Genomic DNA, 7,283 nt, shown 5'->3' with positions numbered 1-7,283 from the left:
GGCACCCCCGAGGACGCACTCGACACCGCCTGCCACCTCCACCTCACCGGTCTCGACACCTGACACGGGCAAGCGCACGCCAAGCCCGACGTCAACCCCCGAAGGATTTACGACGCAGACCACTTAGGATCGAACGCGTGGATCAACGCGCGCTCTCCCGCCTCGCCGCCCCCGCCCTCGCCGCCCTGATCGCCCTCACCGCGGGCTGTACGGGCGACACCGTGCAGGGGCGGCCGGGTGCGTCCGGGGTCCGCGACCCGTACTTCCCCAAGGCCGGCAACGGCGGCTACCAGGTGGACCACTACGACATCGACCTGGCCTACGACCCGGCCGACAAGCAGCTCCACGGCACGGCCGTGATCACGGCCCGCGCGGAGCAGGGGCTCAGCTCCTTCAACCTCGATTTCGCGGGTCTGCGCGTCGAGGACGTCACCGTTCAGGGCGCGGCGGCCCGTTTCAACCGGTCGGGGACGGAGCTGACGGTGCGCCCGCCCGAGGACCTGAAGAAGGGCGAGGTCTTCCGTACCGAGATCGACTACACGGGTACGCCGAAGCCCGTCACCGACCCGGACGGCTCCAAGGAGGGGTGGATCACCACCGCGGACGGGTCCGTGGCGGTGGGGGAACCGGTCGGTTCGATGGGCTGGTTCCCCGGGAACCACCACCCGAGCGACAAGGCCGCCTACGACATCAGGCTGACGGTCCCGAACGGCTACGAGGCCGTGTCCAACGGCGAACTCCGCTCCCGCACCGAGGTCGGCGACGGACAGACCGAGTTCGCCTGGCACAACGCGGAGCCGATGGCGAGCTACCTGGCGACCGCCGCCATCGGGAAGTTCAGGGTGTCCACCGGCCGCACCCCCTCCGGCATCGGCGTCTACAACGCCGTGTCCCCGGACGAGGCTTCGGACAGCGCGCCCGCGCTCGCCCGGATCCCCGAGGTCGTGGAGTGGGGCAGCGGCAAGTTCGGGCCGTATCCCTTCGGCACGGTGGGGACGATCGTGGTGCCGGACGGGACCCTCACCTACGCGCTGGAGACGCAGACCAAACCCGTGTACTCGGGCGCTCCCGACGAGGTGCTGATCGTGCACGAGCTGGCCCACCAGTGGTTCGGCGACTCGGTGTCGCCGAAGTCCTGGAAGGACATGTGGCTCAACGAGGGCTTCGCCACGTACGCCGAGTGGATGTGGGCCGAGGAGCACGGCGGGCTCAGCGCGGAGAAACGGTTCGACGCGTTCCTCGCCGGTGACACGAAGGTCGATCCGGACGCGGGCTCCGACTGGGACGCCTTTCCGCCGGCCGACCCGCCGGGCCCGGAGGACATCTCCGAGGCTCCCGTGTACGCGCGCGGCGCGATGGTGCTGCACCGGATCCGCCAGGAGGTCGGGGACGAGAAGTTCGCCGCGCTGCTGCGCGGTTGGGCCGCGGAGCACCGGCACGGCAACGCGAGCACGGCCGACTTCACCGCCTACGCGGAGAAGAAGACGGGCCACGACCTGACGGAGGTCTGGGACGTCTGGCTGTACGGCGAGGACCGCCCCGAGGCCTGACCGGCGGGCCGAGGCCGACCGACGGCGACCGCCCGTTCGGGGCGGCGGATCAGAGGGCCTTGCGCAGGACGGTGCAGGGGCGCCCGAGGTCCCGGTCGGTGGCCTGGCGCAGGGGCACGTACCCCTGGGCCCGCCAGAAGTCGAGGGCGCCCGGGTTGTTGTCGAGCACGGCGATCCGCAGCCCCGTGCGCCCCGCGGCACGGAAGCGGTCCGCGACGAGGCCGGCGAGGGTGCTGCCGTGGCCGGCGCGGTGCGCGGTCGCGTCGATGAGGAGCAGGCCGATCCAGGGGTCCGGGTCGGTGGAGTCCGGATCACCCGGGGAGGGCCCGTCCCGATGGGCGAGCGTGGCGGCCAGTCCGACGAGACGGCCGGCGGAGCGGGCCATCAGTACCTCGGCGCCCTCGTGGGCGAGCTCGTCGGCGAGGGCCTCGGCGACCTGTTCCACCGTGATGCGGGCCGGGTCGGGGAAGTCGCCGCTGAGCTCGAAGAACGCGCGGTTGGTCGCGTAGAGCGTGGCGATCTCGGTGAGGACCGGGCCGGGAAGGGCGCCGTCGACGGGAACGAGCGGGTGCAGGATCACCGGTCGAACGGTAGCGAAGCCCCCTCCCCGGACGGGGGGAGGGGGCTTCACCGGCGGCGTGGCCGCGGAGATCAGACGTTGACGCCGAAGTCCTGGGCGATGCCGGTCAGGCCGGAGGCGTACCCCTGGCCGACCGCGCGGAACTTCCACTCGGCGCCGCTGCGGTAGAGCTCGCCGAAGACCATGGCGGTCTCGGTCGCCGCGTCCTCGGAGAGGTCGTAGCGGGCGATCTCGGTGCCGCCGGCCTGGTTCACGACGCGGATGTACGCGTTGCGGACCTGGCCGAAGTTCTGGCTGCGGGTCTCGGCGTCGTAGATGGAGACCGGGAAGACGATCTTGTCGACATCGGCCGGCAGGCCGGCGAGGTTGACGTTGATGGCTTCGTCGTCGCCCGAACCCTCACCGGTGCGGTTGTCGCCGGTGTGGACGATGGTCTGGTCCGGGGTGGACTTGTTGTTGAAGAAAACGAAGTGACCGTCGGAGACGACCTTGCCCGTCGGGTTGACGGCGATGGCGGAGGCGTCCAGGTCGAAGTCGACACCGGTCGTCGTACGGACGTCCCAGCCGAGGCCGACCGTGACGGCACTGAGGCCGGGGGCCTCCTTGGTGAGCGAGACGTTGCCGCCCTTGGACAGGCTTACTGCCATTTTGACTGGTGTCCCTTCGTCGTCACATGACCGCGAGATGTGGCCAAGTTACCGCTGACCTTCATAACGCGGGGAGGGGGTCCGTAGGTTCCAGGGCCCCTCCACCGGCGAAAAATGGGTGACGGGGCCGGGCCGGGGCGGGATCATTGGGGGCATGCCTGGTCCCTATGTCATTCGTGGTTCGGTCGTGTTGCCCGAGGGCGAGCTCGGCTGGCGGTTCTCGCGTTCCTCCGGGCCGGGTGGTCAGCACGTGAACACCTCGGACTCGCGGGTGGAACTCCTCTTCGACGTGGCCGCGACCAAGGCGCTGCCGGACGTGTGGAAGGAACGGGCGCTGGAGCGGCTCGCCTCGCGGCTGGTGGACGGGGTGGTGACGGTACGGGCATCCGAGCACCGCTCGCAGTTCCGGAACCGGGAGATGGCGCTCGTACGGATGACCGCGCTGCTGGCGGAGGCGACGGCGCCGCCGCCGAAGGCCCGGCGGGCCACGAAGATCCCCCGGGGGATCAACGAGCGGCGGCTGCGGGAGAAGAAGGCCCGGGGCGAGACGAAGCGCGGGCGGACCGCACGGGACTGGTGACGGCCGTCGGGGCCCGCCCCGGAACCCCCGGGGACCCCGGACCCTGAACGCGCGCCGCAGACCCGAACCCCGCGCCCCGGACCCCGAACCCCGGACCCGAGGGCCGGACCTCGGGTCAGCCCGACAGGTGGCGGTAGCGGCCGCGGAAGTAGGTCAGCGGCGGCGCGTCCGGGTTCGGCAGGGTGGTCGTGAGGACGCGGGCGAGGACCAGGGTGTGATCACCGGCCTCGACGCGTGACTCGGTACGGCACTCCAGCATGGCCAGCGCGCCGGTGAGCAGCAGAGCTCCCGAGACGGCGCCGCGGACCTGGGGCAGGCCCTCGAACAACAGACGGTCGCTGATCCGGCCCTTCATCGCGAACCTGCCCGCCACCTGGAGCTGGCCGTCCGCCAGGATCGACGCCCCCCACAGCGGCTGCTCGGCCAACAGGTCGTCCATGCGGGAGCCCTCGCGCAGGCTCACCAGGACCATCGGGGGGTCGAGGGAGACGGACATGAAGGCGGTCGCCGTCATGCCGACGTCCTCGCCGCGTGGGCCATCCGCCGTCAGGGCGGGTTCGTGTGCGGTGATCAGGCACACGCCCGCCGTGAGCCGGGACATGGCCGCGCGGAACTCGTCGTTGCTCACCCCCTCAGGATGCGGGGTCGGGAAGGGGGCGGGAGGTACGGGAGTCGTGTTCGGCACGCCTGGAACGCTAGTCTCACCGTCTCGTCGCACACATCGGGCGCAAGTCCGAGACGCGCCCCACCCCTTGGCCTAGGCCATCACATCTCGTTTGCTCTCGTAAATGTAGGGGAGCGCTCCCAGCGGACGTGCGGTCCGAAGGCGTCGGGAAGGTCCCGTTAGTCATCTCATGTGACTTGAGTCACAGAAGGCAAGATTTGTTGACCCTGCGTACCTGCCGCACAGCTCACTGTGATTCAGTGGACGGGACACCGCAACGAAACGCCGATGACAAACCTGGAGTTGCTGTCGAGGTCTCGGGGAGAGCGAGCAATGGAGACCGAGTCGGAGCCGTACGTCCGTCTTGCGACCCTGCGGCAGCTGCATCGGGTGGTGGCCGAGCTCAATACGGCCCGGAGCCTCGCGGACACCCTGCAGACCGTCGTGGACGGCATCGTCGTGGGCCTCGGCTACGAACTCGCCTGTGTCAACCTCGTACGCCCTGACGGGGATCTCGTCGTCGCCGCCTTCGCGGGCGACCCCGCCGCCGAGGCGCTGATCACGGGTCGCGTCGGTTCCCGACCCGCCTGGGATCGCCGGCTGACGATGGGCGAGAACTGGGACGGCCTCCGCTTCATCCCGCACACCGAGGGCTGGGTCCTGATGGAGGACGACGTCCCCCAGTGGCACACCGACGGCCCCGACCCGCGCTTCGAGGACGAGTGGCACCCCGAGGACCGGCTCTACGCCCCCATGTATGCGTCGGGCGGGGAACTTCTGGGTGTCATTTCGGTGGACAGACCGCGCAACGGGCGGCGCCCGGGCGCGTGGGGCCGCGAGGCGCTCCAGATGTACGCCTTCCAGGCGGCGATTGCGATCAGCAACGCACGCCTGCGCGCGAACATGCAACGGGCCCTCGTTCGGCTCGAAAGGGAGCAGCAGGCGCTCCGCGCCAGTGAAGAGTCGTTCCGTCAGGCCTTCGAGTACGCGCCCAGCGGCATGGCCATCGCCGAGATGGGCGGCGACCAGCACGGTCGGCTGCTGCGCACCAACGACGCGCTGTGCCGGTTGCTGGGCCGGCCGGCGTCCGTGCTGCGCCGGTACTCCTTCTCCGACCTCGTGCACCCCGAGGACATCGGCACCCTGCTGCGGACCTCCGCCGAGGGCGGCCGGGCCGAGCTGAGGCTGGGCCGGCGCGACGGTACGTATGTATGGGTGTCGCTGCGCAACTCCGTGGTCGCCGACGCCGCCGACGGGCCCCGCTTCCTGCTCACGCACGTCGAGGACATCGAGGAGCGCAAGCGACACGAGCTCCAGCTCGCGCACCGGGCCAGCCACGATTCGCTGACCGGCCTGCCGAACAGTGCCGAGCTGCGTTCCCGTCTGGGGGCGCGGCTCTGTCGCAGGCCCCAGTCCGTGCGCGCCACGGCCGTGGAGGCGCTGGACGCGGCGTTCGAGGGGCGGCCCGAGGGGGGTGGTGCCGTCGAGCACGGCTTTCAACCCGACGTCCCACACGGATTCGCGGCGCCCGACCCGTTCGAGTTCCCGGGCGCCGCGGTGGGCGGGGCGACGGCCGCCGGTGAGGCGGGTCCGTACGACCACCACGTGCACGCGGTGGCGCCCGACCCGGAGATCGACGACGGAACGAAGGGCCTGGCCGTCCTCTTCTGTGACCTCGACGGGTTCAAGTCGATCAACGACCGGTTCGGGCACCACACGGGTGACGCGGTCCTGATCGAGGTCGCCCGGCGGCTGACGAGGGGCGTCAGGGACGGTGACACCGTCGCTCGGCTGGGTGGTGACGAGTTCGTCGTCCTCGCGGACGGACTGGGTGCGGCCGACGCCGCCGACCTGGCCGTCCGGCTGCGCAACGCGATCATCCCGCCGATCAGGGTGGATGGCCGGGCGGTCCGCGTCGGAGCGAGTTTCGGCATCGGATGGGCCGGGTGCGGGATGTCCGCGGACGAGGTGCTGCGCTCCGCCGACCAGCGGATGTACATCGAGAAGCGGTCCCGTTCCAAGGCGCACCGCAGGGCCGGCTGAGCCGATCGGGCGCCCGTGGGTGCACGTGTTCGGGGTAGGCTCCCGTGGGTCGAAAGGAGTGACCTGCGATGACGACGCCCGCGAACAACGGCCCGAACAGTGGGGCGAACAAGCCCGAGGACGATGATCCGTTCGGCTACCTCTACGCGGACGGCCAGGCCGCCGGAGCCACCCCGCCCACGTCGGGCGGTGGGTACGGCTACCCCGGCCCGACGGGCGGGGGCCAGGCCGGAGCGCAGCCCGGTGTCCCCCGGACCTCGTACAACCAGGTGCGTACGGTCGGCGAGCGGACGTCCCGCGGCCAGCGCGGTCCCGTCCCGTACCAGCAGGGCCACCAGCAGTCCCCGCAGTCCTACGAGGCCCAGTACCAGGCCCCCGAGGCATTGCAGGCGGGCGGCTACGGGGTTCCGCCGCAGCACCAGTCCGCGCAGGGGCAGACCCAGGTGGTCACGGCCCCGGGCGGGCACGGCGGGCACGGCGGCGGCGGTGGCGGCTCCAACCGTCGCGGGCTGCTGATCGCGGCGGTCGCCGTGGTCGGCGCGGTCGTGATCGGCATCGGTGCGGCGCTCGTCTTCGGCGACGACGGCAAGGAGAAGGACGACAAGGGCCAGGCGGCCGGTCAGTCCCCGCAGCCGGTGCCCTCGAAGAAGTCGACGGAGCCCGAGCCGAGCGGCTCCCCGGAGGCCTCGCAGCCGCCGCTGCCGAACGGTGACGCCGCGGGTGCCGGCATGTTCCTGTCGGGCGGCGCGCAGTTGCAGAGCGCCGTGCCCGGCTCGAAGAGCACCGGCGGCCAGTACGTGGGTGAGTTCAACCACCAGGGCGCCGCGCTGACCTGGACGGTCGACCTGCCGGAGGACGGCAAGTACACGCTCTTCGTGAACTACGGGGTGCCCGGCAAGGACGCGAAGGCGACCCTGACGGTCAACGGGCAGAGCCCCAACCAGAGCCTGAACCTGGCGAACTTCGCCAAGGCCCCCGAGGGTGCCTGGGACAAGGGGTGGACGACCACCTTCGCCTGGATAAACCTGAAGAAGGGCACGAACACGATGAAGATCTCGTGTGAGGCCGGGGACAAGTGCGAGACGATCTTCGACCAGCTCAACCTGGGCCGGGGACACGTCAGGCGCTGACCGCGCGCGGTACACACGACGGGCTGAACGAGACGGGCCGAACGAACGGGCCGAACGAACGGGCGGGGCGCACCACGCGAGTGGTGCGC

Annotated in this window: 7 protein-coding genes; 4 read left to right on the top strand and 3 right to left on the bottom strand. The window is 71.0% G+C overall.

What is annotated here, in order from left to right:
- The first annotated feature begins 137 nt into the window (after window positions 1-137).
- Window positions 138-1,550, top strand: coding sequence for a M1 family metallopeptidase (locus OTB19_RS17235; protein WP_267799128.1), 1,413 nt, complete (start codon window positions 138-140; stop codon window positions 1,548-1,550).
- 49 nt (window positions 1,551-1,599) lie between these two features.
- On the opposite strand, the gene OTB19_RS17230 is transcribed toward OTB19_RS17235, so the two are convergent.
- Together OTB19_RS17230 and OTB19_RS17225 are read right to left on the bottom strand one after the other, a co-directional pair.
- Window positions 1,600-2,130: a GNAT family N-acetyltransferase gene (locus OTB19_RS17230; protein WP_267799126.1), complete on the bottom strand. Its 531-nt coding sequence runs from the start codon at window positions 2,128-2,130 to the stop codon at window positions 1,600-1,602.
- Between the two features lie 71 nt (window positions 2,131-2,201).
- Entirely contained in the window at window positions 2,202-2,777 is a 576-nt protein-coding gene (locus tag OTB19_RS17225) for a TerD family protein (protein WP_267799124.1), read from the bottom strand.
- A gap of 154 nt (window positions 2,778-2,931) precedes the next feature.
- On the opposite strand from OTB19_RS17225, the gene arfB reads away from it, so the two are divergent.
- The gene (arfB, locus tag OTB19_RS17220) at window positions 2,932-3,357 is read left to right on the top strand and encodes an alternative ribosome rescue aminoacyl-tRNA hydrolase ArfB (RefSeq protein ID WP_267799122.1); all 426 of its coding nucleotides are present in this window, start codon (window positions 2,932-2,934) and stop codon (window positions 3,355-3,357) included.
- A gap of 115 nt (window positions 3,358-3,472) precedes the next feature.
- Here arfB and OTB19_RS17215 read toward each other — a convergent pair whose 3' ends face one another.
- Window positions 3,473-4,042: a flavin reductase family protein gene (locus OTB19_RS17215; RefSeq protein WP_267799120.1), complete on the bottom strand. Its 570-nt coding sequence runs from the start codon at window positions 4,040-4,042 to the stop codon at window positions 3,473-3,475.
- A gap of 312 nt (window positions 4,043-4,354) precedes the next feature.
- On the opposite strand from OTB19_RS17215, the gene cdgB reads away from it, so the two are divergent.
- Window positions 4,355-6,064 carry a diguanylate cyclase CdgB gene (cdgB, locus tag OTB19_RS17210; protein WP_267799119.1) on the top strand — a complete coding sequence of 570 codons (1,710 nt, stop codon included), beginning with the start codon at window positions 4,355-4,357 and terminating at the stop codon, window positions 6,062-6,064.
- 68 nt (window positions 6,065-6,132) lie between these two features.
- The gene (locus OTB19_RS17205; protein WP_267799118.1) at window positions 6,133-7,194 is read left to right on the top strand and encodes a CBM35 domain-containing protein; all 1,062 of its coding nucleotides are present in this window, start codon (window positions 6,133-6,135) and stop codon (window positions 7,192-7,194) included.
- Window positions 7,195-7,283: the final 89 nt, after the last annotated feature.

The organism is Streptomyces sp. H27-H5, from assembly GCF_026627505.1.
In the GTDB taxonomy this organism is placed as follows: Bacteria; Actinomycetota; Actinomycetes; order Streptomycetales; family Streptomycetaceae; genus Streptomyces.
Note: the sequence above shows the minus strand (reverse complement) of the source record. Positions and strands in the feature narration are given on the sequence as shown.